This is a genomic window from Kosakonia sp. H02 (assembly GCA_030704225.1).
In the GTDB taxonomy this organism is placed as follows: Bacteria; Pseudomonadota; Gammaproteobacteria; order Enterobacterales; family Enterobacteriaceae; genus Kosakonia.
The window spans coordinates 985866-1007081 of the sequence record CP131915.1 but is presented as its reverse complement, the minus strand read 5'-3'; the positions used below and the strand labels follow the sequence as shown (position 1 = coordinate 1007081).

The following is a 21216-nucleotide window of genomic DNA, read 5'->3' as shown; positions in this document are numbered from 1 at the left end:
ACTTACTGCTGTAAGCTCCCGGGGATTCGCTGCGTTGCCGCCTTCCTGCAACTGAAATTATATTGTGTATACTTTTGAGGGCAGGGCCACCAGGCACTGCCCTTTTGTTTTTTACTCTGTATATTTCAACGGGCATCATGGACACAAAACGTATTCCGCAAGCCACGTCGCCCCTGGCCGCGTGGCTTTCTTATCTGGAAAACCTGCACAGTAAAACCATCGATCTGGGTCTTGAGCGCGTAAGCCAGGTGGCGGCGCGTCTTGATGTGCTGCGTCCTGCGCCTTTTGTTTTCACCGTCGCCGGAACCAATGGCAAAGGCACCACCTGTCGTACGCTGGAATCTATTCTGCTGGCGGCGGGCTACCGCGTGGGCGTTTATAGCTCTCCACACCTGGTGCACTACACCGAGCGCGTGCGTGTGCAGGGCAGCGAGCTGGCGGAAAGCGCCCATACCGACTCTTTTGCCGAAATCGAAGCCGTGCGCGGTGACATTTCACTGAGCTATTTCGAATACGGCACCCTGTCGGCGCTGTGGCTGTTTAAACAGGCGCAGCTGGATGTGGTTATTCTCGAAGTCGGGCTGGGCGGTCGTCTGGATGCAACCAATATTGTCGATGCTGATGTCGCTGTGGTGACCAGTATCGCCCTTGATCATACCGACTGGCTGGGCCCGGATCGCGAAAGCATCGGTCGCGAAAAAGCGGGTATTTTCCGTGCGGGCAAACCCGCAATAGTGGGCGAGCCGGATATGCCGCACACCATCGCTGATGTGGCGCAGGAGAAGGGCGCGCAACTGTTGCGCCGCGGCGTGGACTGGCGTTATGAGGTCAGCGCGAAGGGCTGGCGCTTTAGCGATGCGCAGGGCGAGCTAAACGATTTGCCGCTGCCGCAGGTGCCGCAACCGAATGCTGCTACCGCGCTTGCCGCGCTACGTGCCAGCAAACTGGAGGTGAGCGAGCAGGCAATTCGCGACGGTATCGCCAACGCGATTTTGCCAGGACGTTTTCAGATTGTGAGCGAGTCGCCGCGACTCATCCTCGATGTCGCGCATAATCCCCATGCGGCGGGCTATCTTGCCGGGCGGCTGGCAATGTCGCCGAAAACCGGGCGCGTGCTGGCAGTGGTTGGCATGCTGCACGATAAAGACATTGGCGGAACGCTTGCCTGTCTGGAGCCGGTGGTCGATAGCTGGTATTGTGCCCCACTGGAAGGGCCGCGTGGTGCAACGGCAGAGCAACTGCTGGCGCATCTGCAATCGGGTCAGGCATACCCGGATGTGGCGCAGGCCTGGCAGGCGGCAATGGCGGGTGCCGACGCCTGTGATACCGTGCTGGTGTGTGGATCGTTCCACACCGTAGCGCATGTCATGGAAGCGATGGATGCGGGGAGAACCGGTGGCAAGTAAGTTTCAAAACCGTTTAATGGGCACTATTGTGCTGGTTGCGCTCGGGGTGATTATTCTTCCCGGGCTGCTTGATGGGCAAAAAAAACATTATCAGGATGAATTCGCGGCGATCCCGCTGGTGCCAAAACCAGGCGATCGTGATGAGCCGGATATGATGCCAGCGGCAACCCAGGCGTTACCGGCCCAGCCGCCGGAAGGGGCGGCGGAAGAGGTTCGCGCCGGGGATGCGGCAGCCCCGTCGCTGGATGCCTCAAGGCTCGCGGCAAACAGCAATCCAGACCCGGAAGTCAGCGCGCCGGCTGAACCGCCGAAGCCGAAACCGGTTGAGAAGCCGCAGCCGAAACCCCAGCCACAGCCGCAACCGCAGCAAACGGCGGCGAGTAACCCGCCAGCGAAAGCGCAGGAAGAGAAACCCGCGCCGACTGGCAAAGCGTATGTGGTACAACTGGGTGCGCTGAAAAATGCGGACAAAGTGAATGAAGTAGTGAGCAAGTTGCGCGGCGCGGGATATCGCGTTTACACGTCGCCGACGACGCCCGTTCAGGGTAAAATCACCCGCATTCTGGTAGGGCCGGATGCGTCACGGGATAAGCTAAAAGATTCTCTTGGCGAGCTTAAACAGCTGTCGGGTTTAAACGGCGTGGTGATGAACTACAGCGCCAATTAACAGGCCCAATTCGCGCCGTTTTGCAGGCCTGATGCAGCGAAACGGGGCAAAGCAAGCCGATAAGACTGACGCCCGAAGAGGCCAAAGTTGCGATGGCGTTGAATATTTTTTCAGCGCCATTTTTATTTCCGCGCGGGAAGGAAATCCCTACGCAAACGTTTTCTTTTTCTGTTAGAATGCGCCCCGAACTGGACGACAGGGCGTAAAATCGTGGGACACATATGGTCTGGATTGATTACGCCATCATTGCGGTGATTGGTTTTTCTTGTCTGGTAAGCCTGATCCGCGGCTTTGTTCGTGAAGCGTTATCGCTGGTGACATGGGGTTGTGCTTTCTTTGTCGCCAGTCATTACTACACTTACCTGTCTGTCTGGTTCACGGGCTTTGACGACGAACTGGTACGTAATGGAATTGCCATCGCGGTACTGTTTATCGCGACGTTGATTGTGGGCGCTATCGTTAACTATGTTATCGGTACGTTGGTGGAGAAAACCGGCCTGTCGGGTACAGACAGGGTGTTGGGGATCTGCTTTGGCGCGCTTCGCGGTGTGCTGATCGTCGCCGCCATTCTGTTCTTTCTTGATACCTTTACAGGCCTGTCAAAAAGCGAAGACTGGCAAAAGTCGCAGCTTATCCCGCAATTCAGCTTCATCATCAGATGGTTCTTTGACTATCTGCAAAGCTCGTCGAGTTTCTTGCCCAGGGCCTAAGCCCTGAGATGTGGCTTAGAGTTTGGTGTATTAGGCTATTTTACTCGCCATTTTGAACCTGGGCAGTGCTCACAATCCTCGCGTACTACATGTACGCTCCGGTTGTTGCGCGCTGTCCGTGTTTAAACTGTCTTCGTCAATTACGCCTGGTAAACCAAACTCTTAACGAGGAAAAAGACGTATGTGCGGTATTGTCGGTATCGCCGGTTTTATGCCGGTAAACCAGTCGATTTATGACGCGTTGTCGGTGCTCCAGCACCGGGGGCAGGATGCTGCGGGCATCATCACTATTGATGCCAATAACTGTTTCCGTCTGCGTAAAGCGAACGGTATGGTGAGTGATGTGTTCGAAGCCCGCCATATGCAGCGTATGCAGGGCAATATGGGAATTGGGCACGTACGTTATCCCACCGCGGGCAGTTCCAGCGCTTCAGAAGCGCAGCCTTTTTACGTTAACTCCCCGTACGGCATCACGCTTGCGCATAATGGCAATCTGACCAACGCGCACGAGCTGCGTAAAAAGCTGTTCGAAGAGAAGCGCCGCCACATTAACACCACTTCTGATTCTGAAATCCTGCTCAATATCTTTGCCAGCGAGCTGGATAACTTCCGCCACTACCCGCTGGAAGCCGACAATATTTTTGCCGCCATTGCCGCGACCAACCGCCAGATCCGCGGTGCGTACGCCTGCGTGGCGATGATTATCGGCCACGGCATGGTCGCTTTCCGCGATCCGAACGGTATCCGCCCGCTGGTGCTTGGCAAGCGCGATATCGGCGATGGCCGCACCGAGTATATGGTGGCCTCTGAAAGCGTGGCGCTTGATACGCTGGGCTTTGAGTTCCTGCGCGATATCGCGCCGGGCGAAGCGGTGTATATCACCGAAAAAGGCCAGTTGTTCAGCCGCCAGTGCGCCGAAAACCCGGTCAGCAATCCGTGCCTGTTCGAGTACGTTTACTTTGCGCGTCCGGACTCGTTCATCGACAAAATTTCCGTCTATAGCGCCCGCGTGAACATGGGAACCAAGCTTGGCGAGAAGATTGCCCGCGAGTGGGAAGATCTGGATATCGACGTGGTTATCCCTATCCCGGAAACCTCCTGCGATATCGCGCTGGAGATCGCCCGCATTCTTGGCAAACCGTACCGCCAGGGGTTTGTGAAAAACCGCTATGTTGGCCGCACGTTTATCATGCCTGGCCAGCAGCTGCGCCGTAAATCGGTGCGCCGCAAGCTAAACGCCAACCGCGCCGAGTTTCGCGATAAAAACGTGCTGCTGGTGGATGACTCCATCGTGCGCGGTACAACATCAGAGCAGATTATCGAAATGGCGCGCGAAGCCGGGGCGAAGAAAGTCTATCTCGCGTCTGCCGCACCGGAAATTCGCTTCCCGAATGTCTACGGTATCGATATGCCAACGGCGAACGAGCTTATCGCTCACGGGCGTGAAGTGGACGAAATTCGCCAGCTTATCGGCGCTGATGGTCTGATTTTCCAGGATCTCAACGATCTGATTGACGCGGTACGCGCTGAGAACCCGGATATTCAGCAGTTCGAATGCTCGGTGTTTAACGGTATTTACGTCACCAAAGATGTCGATCAGCAGTACCTCGATTATCTCGACTCCCTGCGTAATGACGATGCCAAAGCGGTACAGCGTCAGAACGAAGTGGAGAGTTTAGAGATGCATAACGAAGGTTGATCCTGCCGCGCCCCTCGCCGTGAGGGGCGCAATCTGTTGCAACGCCCTCTGTAATCAGGCAAAGTCTGCGCTTACGTTAGCGGGTGGATTATCGAATGAAACGACTCATTGTGGGCATCTCCGGAGCCAGTGGCGCGATTTACGGCGTACGCCTGTTACAGGTGCTGCGCGACGTCGTCAACGTTGAAACCCATCTGGTGATGAGCCAGGCCGGACGGCAAACCCTCTCTCTCGAAACGGATTTTTCCCTGCGCGATGTGCAGTCTCTGGCAAATGTAGTGCACGACGCCCGCGATATCGCTGCCAGTATCTCCTCCGGTTCTTTTAAAACCACAGGTATGGTGATCCTGCCGTGCTCCATCAAAACCCTCTCCGGCATTGTCCACAGTTACACCGACAGCCTGCTGACCCGCGCGGCGGATGTGGTGCTGAAAGAGCGTCGACCGCTGGTGTTATGCGTACGTGAAACGCCGCTGCATCTGGGGCACCTGCGTTTAATGACCCAGGCTGCGGAGTTAGGCGCGGTGATTATGCCGCCGGTTCCGGCCTTTTATCACCGCCCGCAGAGCGTGCAGGATGTGGTTGATCAGACGGTTAATCGCGTGCTGGATCAGTTCGATATCACGCTGCCGGAAGATCTCTTTGCCCGCTGGCAGGGCGGAAACGCCGCAAAATAGTGCACCGCTTCTCGCTATGCCCTTTTTTAGGGCAATTTTGTAAGCGCGATCATATCCTCGACATTTAATCCTCTTTTCCCGCGGTTACTACTCCGGTTCGTTCGGCAGACCTGCTATCTTTCATCACTAAGGTGAATATGCAACGTTTTATTAACAAATTTAACGCCGGGTTTTGCCGCCTCGCGGAAACTGGCATAAGACGTGCAAGGTAACCGTCAGCAACACACAACACAACGTAATACAAAATAAAAACAGAACACTTGAGGGTAATGTATGAAGAAGACGGTTCTCGCTCTGTCTTTACTGCTGGGTCTCTCTGCGACCGCCAGCGTTTATGCCGCGCTTCCCCAGACGGTGCGTATCGGTACCGATGCGACTTACGCACCGTTCTCATCGAAAGATGCGAAAGGGAACTTCGTGGGTTTTGATATCGACCTCGGCAATGAAATGTGCAAACGCATTCAGGTGAAATGTACCTGGGTCGGCAGCGATTTCGATGCCCTGATCCCGTCGCTGAAAGCGAAGAAAATTGATGCCATCATCTCTTCTCTGTCGATCACGGAAAAACGTCAGCAGGAAATCGCCTTCTCCGAGAAGCTTTACGCGGCGGATTCCCGCCTGATTGCCGCCAAAGGTTCACCGATCCAGCCGACGCTGGAATCGCTGAAAGGCAAACATGTGGGCGTGCTGCAAGGCTCCACCCAGGAAGGCTATGCCAACGATAACTGGCGCACCAAAGGCATTGATGTGGTGGCCTACCAGAACCAGGATCAGATCTATTCTGATCTCGCCGCCGGTCGTCTTGACGCCGCATTCCAGGATGAAGTCGCTGCCAGCGAAGGCTTCCTGAAACAACCTGCGGGTAAAGAGTTTGCGTTTGCTGGCCCGTCGGTAAAAGACAAAAAATATTTCGGTGACGGCACCGGTATTGGTCTTCGCAAAGACGATACCGAGCTGAAAGCGGCGTTCGACAAAGCCTTTGCCGATCTGCGTAAAGATGGCACCTACGACAAACTCGCCAAAAAATACTTCGACTTTAACGTCTACGGCGATTAAGACTGCACGGCCCGGTTCGCCGGGCCTGAAGGGAAACAGTGCGCCATGTGGTCGTGGTGCATTGATACGGTGAATGTTCCGTTGTGGTGCACACAATGCCCCACAAAAGTGCATGGATGCATAGTTACGCATCCAGAATGCAAAAAAAGCCATCGTGCGGGGATTATCTTTTGCCTTGCCGGGGCAGATGATGGCACGATAACGGCACCGTAATGTTCTGAGAATTCCCTTAGGAAAGACAGTCTGTTGAGGATAATGATGAAAAAACTGGTGTTATCGCTTTCTCTGGTGCTCGCTGTTTCCAGCGTTTCTACGGCATTCGCCGCGCTTCCCCAAAAATTACGTATTGGTACCGATCCGACCTATGCCCCCTTTGAATCAAAGAATGCACAGGGTGAATTGGTTGGTTTTGATATCGATCTGGCGAAAGAACTCTGTAAACGCATTAATACGCAGTGTGTGTTTGTTGAAAACCCGCTGGACGCACTGATCCCTTCGTTAAAAGCGAAAAAAATCGACGCCATTATGTCCTCGCTGTCGATTACTGAAAAACGCCAGCAGGAAATTGACTTCACCGACAAGCTCTACGCCGCGGATTCCCGTCTGGTGGTGGCAAAAGATTCTGCTGTTCAGCCCGAGCTGGACAAACTGAAAGGCAAACGCATTGGCGTGCTGCAAGGCACGACGCAAGAAACCTACGGCAATGTTCACTGGGCACCGAAAGGGGTGGAAATCGTCTCTTATCAGGGCCAGGACACTATTTACGCTGACCTGACGGCCGGGCGTATTGACGCCGCGTTCCAGGACGAAGTGGCCGCCAGTGAAGGCTTCCTGAAAACGCCAATGGGTAAAGACTACAAATTCGGCGGTCCGTCCATTAAAGACGAGAAGCTGTTTGGCGTCGGTACCGGTATGGGCGTGCGCAAAGGCGATAACGAACTGCGCGATGCGCTGAACAAAGCCTTTGCCGAAATGCGCGCCGACGGCACTTACGAAAAACTCGCGAAAAAATACTTTGATTTTGATGTTTACGGTGGCTAATCCCACCCGTGCTTAACGTGCGGCCCCTCCTGAAACGGGAGGGGAAAAGACACGGCAAACACCACATACGACAGGACAGGCTGCATGCTGTACGGGTTTTCTCACGTGATATTACAAGGTGCCCTTGTCACCCTGGAGCTGGCGCTCAGTTCCGTGGTGCTGGCGGTGCTGATTGGCCTGGCGGGCGCGGGCGCGAAGCTCTCGAAAAACCGGCCGCTGGCGCTGATTTTTGAAGGCTACACCACGCTTATCCGCGGCGTACCGGACCTGGTGCTGATGCTGCTCATTTTTTATGGACTGCAAATTGCGCTCAACAGCATTACTGATGCGATCGGCATGGATCAACTGGATATCGACCCGATGGTGGCGGGGATAATCACCCTTGGGTTTATCTACGGGGCCTACTTCACCGAAACCTTTCGCGGCGCGTTTATGGCGGTGCCGAAAGGGCATATCGAAGCGGCGACGGCGTTTGGTTTTACCGGTCGCCAGATTTTCCGCCGTATTCTCTTTCCGGCGATGATGCGCTATGCGCTGCCGGGCATTGGCAACAACTGGCAGGTTATTCTGAAAGCGACCGCGCTGGTCTCCCTGCTCGGGCTGGAAGATGTGGTGAAAGCCACCCAGCTTGCCGGGAAAAGCACCTGGGAGCCGTTCTACTTCGCCATTGTCTGCGGCGTGATTTATCTGGTATTTACCACGGCTTCCAATGGCGTACTGCTTCTTCTCGAACGTCGCTACTCGGTAGGTGTGAAGAGGGCTGACCTGTGATCGAGATTGTTCAGGAGTACTGGAAATCCCTGCTCTGGAGTGACGGCTATCGCCTGACCGGTGTGGCTGTCACCTTATGGCTGCTGATTTCATCGGTGGTGATGGGCGGCGTGCTGGCGGTGTTTCTCGCTATCGGGCGCGTCTCGAGCAATAAATTTATCTGCTTTCCCATCTGGTTATTCACTTACGTGTTTCGCGGCACGCCGCTGTATGTGCAGTTGCTGGTGTTCTACTCCGGCATGTACACGCTGGAGATTGTCAAAGGCACCGAACTGCTGAATGCCTTTTTCCGTAGCGGCCTGAATTGCACTGTGCTGGCGCTGACGCTCAATACTTGCGCCTACACCACGGAGATTTTCGCCGGAGCGATTCGCTCCGTACCGCACGGCGAGATTGAAGCGGCGCGGGCGTATGGTTTTTCCTCTTTCAAAATGTACCGCAGCATTATTCTGCCGTCGGCGTTGCGTATTGCGCTGCCTGCGTACAGTAACGAGGTGATTTTGATGCTGCATTCGACGGCGCTGGCGTTTACCGCGACGGTGCCGGATCTGCTGAAAATTGCCCGTGATATTAACTCCGCCACCTACCAGCCGTTCACGGCGTTCGGTATCGCGGCGGTGCTGTATTTAATGATTTCTTATGTGTTGATCAGCCTGTTCCGCAAAGCGGAAAAGCGCTGGTTGCAGCATATGAAGCCTTCTTCGACGCATTGAGAGCACGATGTCTGAGAATAAATTAAACGTTATCGATCTACACAAGCGCTACGGCGAGCATGAAGTGCTGAAAGGCGTGTCGTTGCAGGCTAATGCGGGTGATGTGATTAGCATTATCGGCTCGTCCGGTTCCGGCAAAAGTACGTTTCTGCGCTGCATTAACTTTCTCGAAAAACCGAGCGAAGGCTCAATCGTGGTCAGCGGGCAGAATATTAACCTGGTGCGTGATAAAGACGGTCAACTGAAGGTGGCCGACAAGCACCAGCTGCGCCTGTTGCGTACCCGCCTGACGATGGTGTTCCAGCACTTTAATTTGTGGAGCCATATGACGGTGCTGGAGAACGTGATGGAAGCGCCGATCCAGGTGCTCGGTTTAAGCAAACAGGAAGCCCGCGACCGCGCGGTGAAATACCTGGCGAAAGTCGGTATCGACGCGATGCAGCAGCAAAAATACCCGGTGCATCTTTCCGGCGGCCAGCAGCAACGCGTGTCGATTGCCCGGGCGCTGGCGATGGAGCCGGAAGTGTTGTTGTTTGATGAACCGACTTCCGCGCTGGATCCTGAACTGGTCGGCGAAGTGCTGCGTATTATGCAGCAGCTGGCAGAAGAGGGGAAAACGATGGTGGTGGTCACCCATGAAATGGGCTTTGCCCGCCATGTGTCCAGCCATGTGATTTTCCTGCATCAGGGCAAAATCGAAGAAGAGGGCGCGCCGGATGAGCTTTTCGGCAACCCGAAAAGCCAGCGCTTGCAGCAGTTCCTTAAAGGTTCGTTGAAGTAAGGTTTTGTAGGCCCGGTAAGCGCCAGCGCCACCGGGCGAATCCGCTGTTGTTACCTGGCTGCCAATAATTTCACCGCCGTATCTTCATCCGTCACCAGACCATTCACCCACTTGCCGGTTAACGCGGCATGGATCGCGGCATACTTCTTCTCGCCACCGGCGAAAGCGTAGACTTTGCGCGGCGTGTGGCTGCACAGCGGCACGCTGGTCAGCAGCGTATCCAGTTCCCCTTTTAGCCGCTCGCCCTGGTGGTTAAAAAAATGCCCGAGCATTTCACCGGCGACATGCTGTTGCTCCAGGGCCTGGACTTGCTCATCGGTAATAAACCCTTCGGCATTGAGCGGGCAACCGAGGCCGACCTCGCCAATGCCGAGGAACGTAATATCGGCATTCAGCGCCCGTTCGGCAACGCGCTGATAAACCTGGTGCTGGCACCACATTGCTTTATCTTCCTCGCTGTCGGCATACAGCGGCGCGGGGATAAAGAAATACTTACCCTGCATCTTCTCGGCCATTTTCAGCGGCACATCGTAGCGCGTACCGGAATCATCGCGCGCAATCGCGCCAATCATCGACACACATTGATGCTGGGGGCGCTCCAGCCACGGCAGCGCGTCAATAATCGCCCGCAGCGTTTTCCCCGAACCAATGCCAAACACCTGCGGTGTCTCTGCGGCGATAAATTGCGCCATCACCTCTGCGCCTTCGACCGCCAGCATTTGCTGAATGGCCTCGTTCTCCAGCCCGGACGAAGGCACCACCCGGCACAGGGAGAGGCCAAATTTGTCCTCTACTTCGCGGGCGAGCTTCATGCAACGCGTCACCGGGTGGCTGATATTTACCGTCACCATGCCCATTTCCCGCGCGCTGGAGATCAACCGCTGAGCCACCTGGCGCGATAACCCGAGCGCCGTGGCGATATCTTGCTGTGTTAAACCCGCCACGTAATACATCCACGCGGCGCGGGCGGCGAGTTCCTGCTTTTTCTCTTCTTTGTTCATTCACGCGTTCCCGAAATAGCCTGTCGACAGTGTACCGCTGAACGTGACGAAAGCGGAAATGGGCAAAAGTCATTTTTACGGGCAAATGTTACTTTCGCGAGTTACTTCACAGAACAATTTCACTTTTGGCTACTAACATACTCCCAACAAACGGGCATCTGCCCGTAAATATGTCAAATGCTCAATTACGAGGTGAGATTATGTCAGGTCAAAAAGCGGTATGGATGCATATTGGCGCAGGATCGTTTCATCGTGCTCATCAGGCGTGGTATCTGCACACTCTGATGCAGCAGGGCGACGATAGCTGGAGTATTGCGCTGGGAAATATTCGCGACGATGCCAATGCGCTGCTCGGCGCACTTGCCGCGCAAAAAGGCGAGTACGTGCTGGAAACCGTGACCCCGGAAGGGGAGCGCCAGTACGAAACCATCACATCCATTCGCAAAGTGCTGGCCTGGGACAGCGAAATCAGCGCGCTGGTCGCCCAGGGAGCCGATGCTGAAACCCGCGTCATTGCCTTTACCGTCACCGAAAGCGGTTATTACCTGACGCCGGAACATGAGCTGGATACCCACCAGGCGGATATCAAAGCGGATCTCAACGGCGGTATTCGCACCCTCTACGGCGCGCTGACCCGCATCCTGAAACAGCGTATTGCCAATAACGCTGGCCCGGTAACGCTGCTGAACTGCGATAACCTGCGCCATAACGGCGAGCGCTTCCGTCACGGTTTTCTCTCTTTCCTGCAAGCCAAAGGTGAAAAGGCGCTGCATGAGTGGGTAAAACAGAACACCACCTCGCCCAATACCATGGTGGATCGCATTACGCCGCGCCCGACGCCAGATGTTGCCGAACGCGTGCTGGCGGCAACCGGCATTCACGATGCCGTGCCGGTGATGGGTGAATCCTTTATCCAGTGGGTCATTGAAGATGACTTTATCAACGGCCGCCCGGCGCTGGAAAATGTCGGCGTCGAGCTGGTGAAATCCGTTCTGCCGTGGGAAGAGGCGAAAATCCGCATTCTCAACGCTACCCATAGCTGCATTGCCTGGGCCGGCACGCTGATTGGCCTGAGCTATATCGATGAAAGTACCCACCAGAGCGCCATTCGCCAGATGGCCTGGGAGTATGTCTCCCGCGATGTGATTCCTTCCCTGACGCCGAGCCCGCTCGATCTTGCTGATTACCGTGATGTGGTGCTGGCCCGTTTTGGCAACCCGTATATCAAAGACACCAACCAGCGCGTCGCCGCCGATGGCTTGTCGAAAATCCCCGGCATGGTGACGCCGACCCTGCTTCAGTGCTACCAGCGCGGCGCAGAACCCTCTGCGACCGCCGTACTGCCGGGGCTGTTCTTCCTGTTCCTGCGCCGCTGGGCCGACGGCACCTTGCCGTACACCTACCAGGATGGCGTGATGCAGCCGGAAGCCATCAAAGCGATGTTTGCCTCGGACGATCCGCTGGCTGCGTTCGCAAAAGATGAAGCCCTGTTCGCTGAGCTTGCCCACTCGGCTGAGTTCCTCGCCCTGTTGCGCCGCACCGTGGCGGAGCTGGAGCAGTGGGTGAAACAGCCGCAGGCTCAGTTGGCGACAGCCTGAGGGAGGCGCTATGTACCTGGGGATTGATATTGGCACCTCGGAATTAAAAGCGCTGCTGCTGGATGCACGTGGCGAGATTGTCGGCTCCGCTCATGCGGCGCTGACAGTACAGCGTCCGCACCCGCACTGGGCCGAGCAGGATCCGCAAGCCTGGTGGCAGGCATGCGGGCGCGTGGTGAGCGAACTGCGCCAGCAGCACCCGCAGCAGTGGGCGGCTATTCGCGCCATTGGTTTGTCGGGGCAGATGCACGGCGCGGTACTGCTCGACAGCGGCGGTAATGTGCTGCGCCCGTGCATTTTATGGAACGACACGCGCAGCGCCGACGAGTGCGACTGGCTGCGCGAGCACCACCCGGAAATGATGGCGCTCAGCGGCAATATGATTATGCCGGGCTTCACCGCACCGAAACTGGTGTGGGTCGCGCGTCACGAGCCGGAAATTTTCAGCCAGGTGGCAAAAGTATTGTTGCCGAAAGATTACCTGCGCTGGCGGCTGACGGGCGAGTTCGTCAGCGATCCGTCTGATGCGGCAGGGACGCTGTGGCTGGATGTGGCAAAACGTGACTGGTCTGACGAACTGCTGGCGATGACTGATTTACGCCGCGAGCAGATGCCAGCTCTGGTAGAAGGCAGCGAATCCAGCGGCACGTTGCGCGCAGCGCTCGCTACCGAATGGGGGCTTAGCTCCTCGGTGATTGTTGCCGGGGGTGGCGGCGATAATGCCACGTCTGCCGTCGGCGTTGGCGCGGTCGCACCGGGCGATGCGTTTATATCGCTTGGGACGTCCGGCGTAATTTTCGTGGTCAACGATGCGCTGCAAGCCGACCCCGATTCCGGCGTGCATGCGTTTTGCCACGCGTTGCCGGGGCGCTGGCATCAGATGAGCGTCATGCTCAGCGCGGCAAGCTGTCTGCGCTGGGTGTGCAATCTGCTATCGGTAACGGAAAGCCAGTTGATGGATGAAATCGCGCAACTCACCGATGACGACCTGCGCCGTGCGCCGCTGTTTTTGCCTTATCTCTCTGGCGAGCGGACACCGCATAACGATCCGCAGGCCACCGGCAGCTTCTTCAATTTACGCCATGAAACCAGCCGCTCGTTGCTGGGTTACGCGGTGATTGAAGGGGTAACCTTTGGCCTGGCGGACGGTTTGCAGGTGCTTGGCAATGCGCAGATTTCCCAGTGCAGCCTGACGGGAGGCGGCGCGCGCAGCACCGTCTGGGCGCAATTGATAGCCGATGTGCTGGCGATCCCGATGGTGACGCATCCTGCCAGTTCGTCAGGCGCACTGGGCGCAGCACGGCTGGGCTGGCTGGCGGATGGCGGTACGGAAGCCAACGTGTGCCTGAAACCGCCGGTGGTCGCCCGCTACACGCCGCAGGCACAACGCCGTGAGTGGCTGTCGCAGCGCCTGGCGCTGTTCCGGCTGCTTTACCAACAACAGCAGGCGGCGCGTACGCTGCTGCCGTAACCCGCAAGCCCCGGCCTCTGTACCTACCCCAGCCGGGGCGTGGCTCCCATAAGATAAGGAAGATTGTGATGCAATCTAAAGAATATTGGTTTGGCTTGCCGAAACATCTGCTGTGGGGATTTGTGGCTATCGCCATTTTTATGGCAGGCGATGGCTTTGAAATGGCTTTCCTGTCAAAACACATTACCGATATGGGCTTCACCCCGGCGCAATCGGCGATGGTGTTTACCATGTACGGCCTGGCGGCGGCGCTGGCGGCCTGGGCTTCCGGCGTGGTGGCGGAGCTTATCACGCCGCAAAAAGCGATGACCATTGGTTTTATCCTGTGGATCATCATGCACGCACTGTTTATGTCCCTCGGTCTTGGGATGCGTAACTATCCGTTAATGCTGCTGTTTTACGGCATTCGCGGGCTGGCCTATCCGCTCTTTATTTACTCGTTTATGTTGATGCTGGTGCAGGTATTACCCCGTCAACATCTGGCCGCAGCAACCGGCTGGTTCTGGGCGATGTACTCGGTGGGCATTGGTGTGGTGGGCAGCTATTTGCCGAGCCTGACCATTCCGGCATTTGGTGAAACCGGTACACTGTGGTTTGCCATTGCCTGGGTGGCGAGCGGCGGGATTCTGGCGTTCTTCAGCCTGCGCAATGTGCCGGTGGATCGCTCGCGGGTGAACCTGCCAATGCGTGAGAAAATGACCGAACTCTCCCGCGCGGTCACCATTCTGTTCACCAACCGCGATATTTTCTACGCCTGTCTGATCCGCATTATCAATACGTTGTCGCTGTTTGGTTTTGCGATCGTCATGCCGCTGCTGTTTGTCGACCGGCTGGGCTTTAGCATTTCTGAATGGCTACAAATCTGGGCGGTGTTCTTCTTTGTCACCATCTTCACCAATATTTTCTGGGGGATAACCGGCGAGTACATCGGCTGGATCCGCCAGGTGCGCTGGTTTGGCTGCCTCGGAATGGCTATTTCCAGCCTGACTTTTTACTACCTGCCGGTGTACGCCGGGCATAACTTCCTGGTGGCGATGATCCCGGCGGTGATGTTGGGGATTTTTGTCGCCGCGTTTGTGCCGATGACAGCGGTGTTCCCGACGCTGGAGCCGCAGCATAAAGGCGCGGCGGTGTCGATTTATAACCTCTCCGCCGGGATGAGTAACTTTGTCGCACCGGCTATTGCATCGGCCATCCTGCCGTTCTTCGATATCGTGGGCGTGGTGTGGGTCTACACCGGGTTGTATATTTTTGCCGGGGTGCTGACCTTTATCATTAAAGTGCCGCAGCCAAAACGCGCCAGTGCGCAGGCGAAAACCCGTGAAGAAGAGGCGCAGCAACGCGCATGATGTTGTCTCCTGCCCGGTGAGCGTGCCTTACCGGGCAGGGCGCAGTCTCTTTAGCGCTTTTCCCGCCGGTAGATCCAGTCGTCGTGATATTCACCGTGCAGCAAATACGCTTTTTCCAGCACCTGCACCCGCGTGAAACCGCTTTTTTCCAGCACCCTTACCGAGCCCTGGTTTTGCGCCAGTACCCAGGCGTTCAGCGCCTGGATATCGCGCTGTTCAAAAGCAAAATTGCACAGCACGTGCAGCGCTTCGGATGCGACCCCCTGGCCTTGCGCCACAGGCAGGATCGAGTAACCGACATCCGCTTCCTGCGGATTGTGCTGACTCGGACGCAGGCCAATATCACCGATGGCGTTGTTCTGCGCATCACGGACCACAAAGGCGTTGCTGTTGTTCAGGCGATCGCTAAATAACGTGCGGATTTGCGCCTCGGAAGCGATCTCACTCATAAAGCGCATCACGCTGTCGTCCTGGCGTATATGCAGAAAAAACGGCCAGTCGGAATCCTGAAACCGGGTGAGGGTAAAGCGGGGTGTCTGCAACGTCATTAAAGCGCCCTTGTGGTGATAAAGCGGTTTAGCTTAGCACCGCAAAAGCGCGAGGGATGCCACGAAAATTAGGGGGTAGCGGCTGTTGCATTAAGAGGCAACCACATCCCCCAGCGCCTCTTCCAGGTCATACCAGCGAAACGCAAACCCGGCGGCTTCAAGGCGTTTTGGCAATGCACGTTGGCCGCCGAGCACCAGCACCGAGGATTCCCCCATCATCAGGCGAATCGCCGCTGCGGGCGCGCGCATCACTGCCGGGCGGTGCAGCGCGTGACCGAGCGCGTGGGCGAACTGCACATTGCGCACCGGGTAGGGCGAAACCATATTAAACGGCCCGCGAAGATCGTTATCCAGCAGCCAGAGAATGCCATTGACCATATCGTCGATATGGATCCACGCCAGATATTGCCGACCATCGCCCATTGGGCCGCCGAGCCCCAGGCGAAACAGCGGCAACATCTTGCCGAGAATGCCGCCTTTCGGAGCCAGCACCACACCGGTGCGCAGCAGGCAGACGCGGGTGCGATCGCTTTGTGCTTCGCAGGCGATTTGCTCCCAGCGCGAACATAATTTATGGGTGAATTCGTTATGCGGCGGCTCCTCTTCCGTAACCACCACTTCGCCAAGATCGCCGTAGTAGCCGCATGCGGAACCGGAGATTAGCACCTGCGGCGGATTTTCACTGGCTTTAAACAGATCCACCAGCCGCTGGGTGATTTGCCAGCGGCTGTTGCATAAGCGCTGCTTTTGCTCCTCCGTCCAGCGCTTATCGGCGATAGGCTCGCCCGCCAGATTAATCACCGCATCGAAATCGTCCAGATGCGTCAGGTCATTTAAGCCTTTTAACAGGCTGACGCGGGCATCCAGGGTGTGCTGGGCTTTCGCCGGATTACGGGTGACCACCGTTATGCTGTGGCGTAGCTCCAGCAAACGGGGGATCAGATGACGACCAATCAGGCCAGTACCGCCGGTAATCAGTATCTTCATGCTTCCCTCCAGTGCGTCAGGTTCCCTTTATCGCAAATCAGAGCAGTTGCGCTTTTTGCAACGCTCTTTCCGTGGCCGGGCGGGTGCTGATCCGCTCGAACCAGTTAAACACCGCCGGATAATCCTCAAGCGTAATACGCTGGCGCTGGTGGGAATTAATCCACGGCCAGGCGGCAATATCGGCAATGCTGTAATGTTCACCCGCCAGCCACGGCACCTGCTCCAGGCGTTTATTCAGCACCTGATACAGACGCTGGGTTTCTACCTGGTAGCGCTCAATGGCGTACGGCACCGGCTGCGGGGCAAAGTGGTTAAAGTGATGATTTTGCCCAAGCATCGGCCCAAGCCCGGCCACCTGCCAGAATAACCATTGCAGGGTGACATGGCGTTCACGCAGCTCACCGCTGAGTAATTGACCCGATTTCTCTGCCAGATAGAGCAGGATCTCGCCAGATTCAAACAGGCTGAGTGGCGCGCCGCCGTCAGCGGGTTCATGGTCGACAATCGCCGGGATTTTGTTGTTCGGGGAGATAAGCAGAAAATCGGGGCGAAATTGATCGCCTTTGCTGATATCCACGCGGATCAGACGATACGCCAGCCCGGCCTCCTCCAGAAACAGCGTTATCTTATGTCCGTTTGGCGTCGGTGCGAAATAGAGGTCTATCATCAATACTCCCGTTAGCGGAATGAGCGTCGCACAATGAGTATAGGTGTTAGCGCTGCTGCCTGAGTTTTCATCAAGTGACAGGACGCACAAGACGCTATATTTTGAACAAAAAACCAACCGCGAAACGAGGATGTTATGAGCGAACCGGCAATAACGTTGTGGTCTGACGCAGATTATTTCTCCCCGTATGTGCTCTCGGCGTATGTTGCGCTGCACGAAAAAGGGCTGCCCTTCACCCTGAAAACAGTCGATCTCGATAACGGGGCGCAACATGACGCGGACTGGCCGGGTTTTCACCTGACGCAGCGCGTGCCGTCGCTGGACATCGACGGCTTCACCCTTAGCGAATCCTCAGCGATTGCCGAATATCTGGACGAGCGTTTCGCGCCGCCAGAGTGGGAGCGGCTTTACCCTCACGACATGCAAAACCGCGCCCGCGCCCGGCAGATTCAGGCCTGGTTGCGTAGCGATTTGCAGCCGATTCGCGAAGAGCGTTCCACGGATGTGGTGTTTGCCGGGGCGAAAAAAGCGCCGCTCAGCGCCGCCGGGCAGCAGAGCGCGGAAAAGCTGTTTACCCTTGCGGGTGAGTGGCTGGCGCACGGTAAACCGAATCTGTTTGGTGAGTGGTGCATTGCCGATGTCGATCTCGCCCTGATGCTCAACCGGCTGGTGATGCAGGGCGATGACGTGCCGGAGCGGCTGGTGGAATACGCGACCTTCCAGTGGCAGCGCTCATCGGTCCAGCGCTATGTTGCACTTTCCGCTAAGCGCCCGGGCTGATAAGCCCGCTGACTTCCGTTATCATGGGGCGTTTTTTCCATAGAGGTGCAGTGATGAAACTGATGTTTGCATCGGATATTCATGGGTCGTTGCCCGCGACGGAACGTGTGCTGGAAGTGTTTGCACAGAGCGGTGCCCGCTGGCTAATTATTCTTGGCGATGTGCTCAACCACGGGCCGCGCAATGCGCTCCCGGAAGGTTACGCCCCCGCGCAAGTGGCGGAGCGGCTGAATGAACAGGCGAGACGGATTATTGCCGTGCGCGGTAACTGCGATAGCGAAGTGGATCAGATGCTGCTGCATTTTCCGATCACCGCCCCGTGGCAGCAGGTTTTACTGGCGGAGCGCCGTCTGTTTCTGACTCACGGCCATCTTTTTGGCCCGGAGAATGTGCCGCCGCTGGAAGCCGGTGATGTGTTGGCATACGGTCATACGCATATTCCCGTTGCTGAAAAGCGGGGCGAGATTGTGCACTTCAATCCCGGCTCGGTCAGTATGCCGAAAGGCGGATTTGCCGCCAGCTACGGCATGCTGGATGAAAATGGGTTACGCGTTATCGCATTTAATGATCAGCGGGTTATTGCACAGGTTGCGATTAATCCGTAATTTACCCGTCAACCGAAACGCGCCGTAAGAGCGCCATAAAGAGAAGATGTCCCGATGGTGGAACAGAGTCATTTTGCAGGCATGGAGTGGGTCGATATTGTCAACGAAGACAATGAGGTGATTGCACAGGCCAGCCGGCAGCAAATGCGCGCGCAGTGTCTGCGTCATCGCGCAACCTACATTGTGGTGCATGATGGGATGGGCAAAATTCTGGTGCAGCGTCGCACGGAAATAAAAGATTTTATGCCCGGCAAGCTGGACGCCACCGCCGGTGGTGTGGTGCAGGCGGGGGAAAACCTGCTTGAATCCGCGCGCCGTGAAGCGGAAGAAGAGTTAGGTATCGCTGGTGTACCGTTTGCCGAGCATGGCCAGTTCTACTTTGAAGATGAGCATTGTCGGGTGTGGGGCGGGCTGTTTAGCTGCGTTTCTCACGGGCCATTCGCCTTGCAGGAAGAGGAGGTGAGTGAAGTGTTCTGGATGACGCCAGAAGAGATCACCGCCCGCTGCGATGAGTTCACCGATGATTCACTCAAAGCGCTGGCGCTGTGGATGAGCCGCAACGCCAGCAATGACGTGGAAAAAGTGCAGGAAGCTGAGTAACTAGCAGCTATCCCGCAGGCAAAACGCCGGGGTAATCGGCGTCTTGTTCTGCCACGTTTCACCATTAAGACGCGCCAGCAGCGCGCGTCCTGCTTCAATGCCAATCTTGCGATGCGGCACCGAAATCGTCGTTAATGGCGGCTGGCAAACCCGGCTGACATCACTGTCGCCAAACCCGACAATCGCTAAATCATCCGGCACTTTAATGCGTCGCCGCTGGCACTCATACAGCGCGCCGCAGGCCAGCTCATCAGACACGCAGACCAGCGCATCCAGCTCCGGCCACGCCAGCAAAAACTCCGGCAACTGCGCGGCTCCGGTGGAAAACACCGGCGGCGCGGCGGCGTTGATAACCCGGTTCGGCGACATATGGTGGCGCAGCATCGCTTTGTACCAGCCTTGTAAATGCTGCTGAAAGATCCACTGCTCCTGGTTGGCGCACAGTAAACCAATATTCTGATAACCGCGCTGAACCAGCATTTGCGTCAGTTCGAACATTGCCGCGACGTTATCAATACCAATATTCATATCGATAGGATCGGCGCGTACGGCGCCGATTTCCATCACCGGAATATCGGCGTTTTTCAGCCAGTGGCGCACTCTGTCGCTGTGCTCAACGCTGAGTAAAATCGCCGCCGCCAGGTTAGAGGCGAGCAGCGTTTCCAGCAGTTTCTCTTCCTGCTCCAGCCGGTGTTGGGATTCTGCCAGCATGATTTGGTAGCCCGCAGGCTGTAAAACGTGCTGCAAACCGGCGAACATTTCCGAACAGCCGGATTCAGCAAGGCTCGGCACTACCATCGCAATGGTCCACGACGACGCCGAGGCCAGCGCGCTCGCCGCCAGGTTGGGCATATAACCCAGCTCCTGCACTGCCGCTTCTATTTTTTCGCGTAATTTATCCGAGACCTGCTCCGGGGTGCGCAATGCGCGCGAGACGGTCATGGTGCCAACGCCGGCAAGCAGGGCGACATCGGCCAGAGTGACTTTTCCGGTACTGCGCCGTTTTCGGGTAATAGACATTCCGTTTCCTGGCTGGCCCGAGCATATCTCAGGCGCTGAGTGATTCATCTACAGCGCAGTATACGCCGGAACTCCCTGCTTTTTTTGCGAATTCCCCGGCGTTTTCATATTTGATAGCGCTATCACACTTTTCACATCTCCTTATTGGTAGCGCTATCTTTGCGACTATTATCACGGTTAAGCCTTACTGACTTGCATAAAGTTTGCTCATCTTAACCACCGGGAAGGGGCGTGACGTGTTAAACCAATGGCTTAACGATAAGACGATCCAACTGCTTGATAACGTTGGAAACTGGCCGCAGGCACTGGAGATCTGCGGCAGACCCTTGCTGGCTTCCGGCACTATTACGCCAGATTACGTGACCGCTATTGTGGCGCAGCAGCAAAAACTGGGTCCGTATTATGTGCTGGCGCCGGGTCTTGCCATGCCCCATGCGCGCCCGGAAGAGGGAGCGAAAGGGGGGGGCTTATCGTTATTAAAGTTGCGCCAGGGCGTGGCGTTTGGCGCAGCCGAATTCGATCCGGTCGATCTTGTCATTATGCTGGCCGCACCGGATAAACACAGCCATATCGATATGATTGCCGCGCTGGCAGAATTATTTTCCAGCGACGATGATATGGAACAATTACATCGCGCAAAGAGCTTTGAGGAGATTAACCACATTATTCAACGCTACTGAGTTTTTAATTTAATAAGCCTTCTTACACATTGCCTTTCTCAGGCGATGCGGACGTACTCTACATAAAAAAGGTAATAACCATGAAAATAATGGCAATTTGTGGCTCCGGCCTCGGCAGTAGTTTTATGGTCGAAATGAACATTAAGAAAGTACTGAAGAAGTTAAATATTGATGCTGAGGTAGAGCACTCTGATTTATCGTCCGCCACGCCAGGTGCGGCCGATGTGTTTGTGATGGCAAAAGACATTGCCGCCAGCGCCAGCGTACCGGAAAACCAACTGGTGGTGCTGAATAACATTATTGATATCAACGAGCTGGAAGCGAAAATCAGCGCTTTCTTCGCCAACCATTAACAGCAACGTGATACCGCGCCCGCGCCGGTGTCACAA

Annotated in this window: 23 protein-coding genes; 18 read left to right on the top strand and 5 right to left on the bottom strand. The window is 56.1% G+C overall.

The genetic code is table 11. From position 1 onward, the window contains the following. Positions 1-137 precede the first annotated feature (137 nt). From folC to hisP, 10 genes are all read left to right on the top strand, one after another. Positions 138-1406 carry a bifunctional tetrahydrofolate synthase/dihydrofolate synthase gene (folC, locus tag Q5705_04795; GenBank protein WLI77882.1) on the top strand — a complete coding sequence of 423 codons (1269 nt, stop codon included), beginning with the start codon at positions 138-140 and terminating at the stop codon, positions 1404-1406. Then, positions 1396-2073 (top strand): cell division protein DedD, encoded by a 678-nt coding sequence (gene dedD / locus Q5705_04790; protein WLI77881.1) that lies wholly within the window; start codon positions 1396-1398, stop codon positions 2071-2073. The genes folC and dedD overlap by 11 nt, the downstream gene beginning before the upstream one ends. Positions 2074-2294: 221 nt before the next feature. Next, positions 2295-2783 (top strand): colicin V production protein, encoded by a 489-nt coding sequence (cvpA, locus tag Q5705_04785; protein ID WLI77880.1) that lies wholly within the window; start codon positions 2295-2297, stop codon positions 2781-2783. Between the two features lie 181 nt (positions 2784-2964). Next, positions 2965-4482 carry an amidophosphoribosyltransferase gene (gene purF / locus Q5705_04780; GenBank protein ID WLI77879.1) on the top strand — a complete coding sequence of 506 codons (1518 nt, stop codon included), beginning with the start codon at positions 2965-2967 and terminating at the stop codon, positions 4480-4482. Positions 4483-4577: 95 nt separating this feature from the next. Next, positions 4578-5159, top strand: coding sequence for a UbiX family flavin prenyltransferase (locus Q5705_04775; protein WLI77878.1), 582 nt, complete (start codon positions 4578-4580; stop codon positions 5157-5159). Positions 5160-5432: 273 nt separating this feature from the next. After that, complete coding sequence (gene argT / locus Q5705_04770) at positions 5433-6215, top strand: lysine/arginine/ornithine ABC transporter substrate-binding protein ArgT (GenBank protein ID WLI77877.1); 783 nt, start codon at positions 5433-5435, stop codon at positions 6213-6215. A 258-nt stretch (positions 6216-6473) separates the two neighbouring features. Continuing rightward, positions 6474-7256, top strand: a complete 783-nt coding sequence (hisJ, locus tag Q5705_04765; protein ID WLI77876.1) for a histidine ABC transporter substrate-binding protein HisJ — start codon at positions 6474-6476, stop codon at positions 7254-7256. Positions 7257-7340: 84 nt separating this feature from the next. Continuing rightward, a complete protein-coding gene (locus Q5705_04760; GenBank protein WLI77875.1) occupies positions 7341-8027 on the top strand; it encodes a histidine ABC transporter permease HisQ in 687 nt (228 codons plus the stop codon). Next, positions 8024-8740: an ABC transporter permease gene (locus Q5705_04755; protein WLI77874.1), complete on the top strand. Its 717-nt coding sequence runs from the start codon at positions 8024-8026 to the stop codon at positions 8738-8740. Before Q5705_04760 ends, Q5705_04755 begins: the two co-directional genes overlap by 4 nt. Before the next feature lie 7 nt (positions 8741-8747). Beyond that, a complete protein-coding gene (gene hisP, locus Q5705_04750; protein WLI77873.1) occupies positions 8748-9521 on the top strand; it encodes a histidine ABC transporter ATP-binding protein HisP in 774 nt (257 codons plus the stop codon). Positions 9522-9571: 50 nt separating this feature from the next. Here the strand turns inward: hisP and Q5705_04745 are convergent, their stop codons facing one another. After that, the gene (locus tag Q5705_04745) at positions 9572-10522 is read right to left on the bottom strand and encodes a sugar-binding transcriptional regulator (GenBank protein ID WLI77872.1); all 951 of its coding nucleotides are present in this window, start codon (positions 10520-10522) and stop codon (positions 9572-9574) included. A gap of 200 nt (positions 10523-10722) precedes the next feature. On the opposite strand from Q5705_04745, the gene Q5705_04740 reads away from it, so the two are divergent. The 3 genes from Q5705_04740 to Q5705_04730 all read left to right on the top strand — a co-directional run bounded on the left by Q5705_04740 (position 10723) and on the right by Q5705_04730 (position 14940). Further along, positions 10723-12120, top strand: coding sequence for a mannitol dehydrogenase family protein (locus Q5705_04740; protein WLI77871.1), 1398 nt, complete (start codon positions 10723-10725; stop codon positions 12118-12120). 10 nt (positions 12121-12130) lie between these two features. Continuing rightward, positions 12131-13591, top strand: a complete 1461-nt coding sequence (gene xylB / locus Q5705_04735) for a xylulokinase (protein ID WLI77870.1) — start codon at positions 12131-12133, stop codon at positions 13589-13591. Positions 13592-13659: 68 nt separating this feature from the next. Further along, positions 13660-14940: an MFS transporter gene (locus Q5705_04730; GenBank protein WLI77869.1), complete on the top strand. Its 1281-nt coding sequence runs from the start codon at positions 13660-13662 to the stop codon at positions 14938-14940. 50 nt (positions 14941-14990) lie between these two features. On the opposite strand, the gene Q5705_04725 is transcribed toward Q5705_04730, so the two are convergent. From Q5705_04725 to yfcG, 3 genes are all read right to left on the bottom strand, one after another. Continuing rightward, entirely contained in the window at positions 14991-15488 is a 498-nt protein-coding gene (locus Q5705_04725) for a GNAT family N-acetyltransferase (protein ID WLI77868.1), read from the bottom strand. Between the two features lie 90 nt (positions 15489-15578). Further along, positions 15579-16475, bottom strand: a complete 897-nt coding sequence (locus Q5705_04720; protein ID WLI77867.1) for a TIGR01777 family oxidoreductase — start codon at positions 16473-16475, stop codon at positions 15579-15581. 37 nt (positions 16476-16512) lie between these two features. Further along, on the bottom strand, positions 16513-17142 hold the full coding sequence (gene yfcG, locus Q5705_04715) for a GSH-dependent disulfide bond oxidoreductase (protein ID WLI77866.1): 630 nt from the start codon (positions 17140-17142) through the stop codon (positions 16513-16515). 135 nt (positions 17143-17277) lie between these two features. Here yfcG and yfcF point away from each other — a divergent pair, with 135 nt between their 5' ends. The 3 genes from yfcF to yfcD are packed head-to-tail and all read left to right on the top strand — an operon-like array spanning position 17278 to position 19127. Beyond that, positions 17278-17922 carry a glutathione transferase gene (gene yfcF / locus Q5705_04710; GenBank protein ID WLI77865.1) on the top strand — a complete coding sequence of 215 codons (645 nt, stop codon included), beginning with the start codon at positions 17278-17280 and terminating at the stop codon, positions 17920-17922. Positions 17923-17975: 53 nt separating this feature from the next. Beyond that, positions 17976-18527, top strand: coding sequence for a phosphodiesterase (yfcE, locus tag Q5705_04705; GenBank protein WLI77864.1), 552 nt, complete (start codon positions 17976-17978; stop codon positions 18525-18527). A gap of 54 nt (positions 18528-18581) precedes the next feature. Beyond that, positions 18582-19127 carry an NUDIX hydrolase YfcD gene (yfcD, locus tag Q5705_04700; GenBank protein WLI77863.1) on the top strand — a complete coding sequence of 182 codons (546 nt, stop codon included), beginning with the start codon at positions 18582-18584 and terminating at the stop codon, positions 19125-19127. Here the strand turns inward: yfcD and Q5705_04695 are convergent, their stop codons facing one another. Continuing rightward, on the bottom strand, positions 19128-20147 hold the full coding sequence (locus tag Q5705_04695; GenBank protein WLI77862.1) for a LacI family DNA-binding transcriptional regulator: 1020 nt from the start codon (positions 20145-20147) through the stop codon (positions 19128-19130). It lies immediately after the preceding gene. Between the two features lie 236 nt (positions 20148-20383). On the opposite strand from Q5705_04695, the gene Q5705_04690 reads away from it, so the two are divergent. Together Q5705_04690 and Q5705_04685 are read left to right on the top strand one after the other, a co-directional pair. Further along, on the top strand, positions 20384-20827 hold the full coding sequence (locus Q5705_04690) for a PTS sugar transporter subunit IIA (GenBank protein WLI77861.1): 444 nt from the start codon (positions 20384-20386) through the stop codon (positions 20825-20827). An 80-nt stretch (positions 20828-20907) separates the two neighbouring features. Further along, a complete protein-coding gene (locus Q5705_04685) occupies positions 20908-21180 on the top strand; it encodes a PTS sugar transporter subunit IIB (protein WLI77860.1) in 273 nt (90 codons plus the stop codon). Positions 21181-21216: the final 36 nt, after the last annotated feature.

What these genes read in the sequence shown, in the direction of transcription:
- yfcE (WLI77864.1), top strand. Translation starts at nt 17,976, where the DNA reads ATGAAACTGATGTTTGCATCGGATATTCATGGGTCGTTGCCCGCGACG.
- Q5705_04685 (WLI77860.1), top strand. Translation starts at nt 20,908, where the DNA reads ATGAAAATAATGGCAATTTGTGGCTCCGGCCTCGGCAGTAGTTTTATG.
- cvpA (WLI77880.1), top strand. Translation starts at nt 2,295, where the DNA reads ATGGTCTGGATTGATTACGCCATCATTGCGGTGATTGGTTTTTCTTGT.
- Q5705_04695 (WLI77862.1), bottom strand. Translation starts at nt 20,147, where the DNA reads ATGTCTATTACCCGAAAACGGCGCAGTACCGGAAAAGTCACTCTGGCC.
- yfcG (WLI77866.1), bottom strand. Translation starts at nt 17,142, where the DNA reads ATGATAGACCTCTATTTCGCACCGACGCCAAACGGACATAAGATAACG.
- folC (WLI77882.1), top strand. Translation starts at nt 138, where the DNA reads ATGGACACAAAACGTATTCCGCAAGCCACGTCGCCCCTGGCCGCGTGG.
- yfcF (WLI77865.1), top strand. Translation starts at nt 17,278, where the DNA reads ATGAGCGAACCGGCAATAACGTTGTGGTCTGACGCAGATTATTTCTCC.
- Q5705_04725 (WLI77868.1), bottom strand. Translation starts at nt 15,488, where the DNA reads ATGACGTTGCAGACACCCCGCTTTACCCTCACCCGGTTTCAGGATTCC.
- Q5705_04775 (WLI77878.1), top strand. Translation starts at nt 4,578, where the DNA reads ATGAAACGACTCATTGTGGGCATCTCCGGAGCCAGTGGCGCGATTTAC.
- hisP (WLI77873.1), top strand. Translation starts at nt 8,748, where the DNA reads ATGTCTGAGAATAAATTAAACGTTATCGATCTACACAAGCGCTACGGC.
- purF (WLI77879.1), top strand. Translation starts at nt 2,965, where the DNA reads ATGTGCGGTATTGTCGGTATCGCCGGTTTTATGCCGGTAAACCAGTCG.
- hisJ (WLI77876.1), top strand. Translation starts at nt 6,474, where the DNA reads ATGAAAAAACTGGTGTTATCGCTTTCTCTGGTGCTCGCTGTTTCCAGC.
- argT (WLI77877.1), top strand. Translation starts at nt 5,433, where the DNA reads ATGAAGAAGACGGTTCTCGCTCTGTCTTTACTGCTGGGTCTCTCTGCG.
- Q5705_04745 (WLI77872.1), bottom strand. Translation starts at nt 10,522, where the DNA reads ATGAACAAAGAAGAGAAAAAGCAGGAACTCGCCGCCCGCGCCGCGTGG.
- yfcD (WLI77863.1), top strand. Translation starts at nt 18,582, where the DNA reads ATGGTGGAACAGAGTCATTTTGCAGGCATGGAGTGGGTCGATATTGTC.
- Q5705_04760 (WLI77875.1), top strand. Translation starts at nt 7,341, where the DNA reads ATGCTGTACGGGTTTTCTCACGTGATATTACAAGGTGCCCTTGTCACC.
- Q5705_04730 (WLI77869.1), top strand. Translation starts at nt 13,660, where the DNA reads ATGCAATCTAAAGAATATTGGTTTGGCTTGCCGAAACATCTGCTGTGG.
- xylB (WLI77870.1), top strand. Translation starts at nt 12,131, where the DNA reads ATGTACCTGGGGATTGATATTGGCACCTCGGAATTAAAAGCGCTGCTG.
- Q5705_04740 (WLI77871.1), top strand. Translation starts at nt 10,723, where the DNA reads ATGTCAGGTCAAAAAGCGGTATGGATGCATATTGGCGCAGGATCGTTT.
- Q5705_04720 (WLI77867.1), bottom strand. Translation starts at nt 16,475, where the DNA reads ATGAAGATACTGATTACCGGCGGTACTGGCCTGATTGGTCGTCATCTG.